A 228-nucleotide genomic window follows, 5' to 3' on the forward strand; every position below is an offset into this window, starting at 1 on the left:
AGCTTGCTGCCGGTGATGCTGCCGTCTGCCAGCTGCCCTGCATTGCGCGTCTCAGCTGCGAGAAGCTCCAGCTTCGTTACAATACCGCTGCTCAAATGACGCTCTTCCAGTACGCCGTCTGTCAGATGTCCGCTCTGGATGCTCTGCTCCTGCAGATGCTGAGCACCTACTGCACCTTCCGCCAGCTTGCTGCCGGTGATGCTGCCGTCTGCCAGCTGCCCTGCATTG

General features: G+C 60.5%; 1 protein-coding gene. It reads right to left on the bottom strand.

Annotation, left to right across the window (positions count from 1 at the left end):
* On the bottom strand, positions 1 to 228 hold a 228-nt coding region (locus tag QW71_RS40830), incomplete at both ends, for a hypothetical protein (RefSeq protein ID WP_039311939.1).

Source organism: Paenibacillus sp. IHB B 3415 (assembly GCF_000802655.2).
Classification (GTDB): Bacteria; Bacillota; Bacilli; order Paenibacillales; family Paenibacillaceae; genus Paenibacillus_AQ; species Paenibacillus_AQ phytohabitans.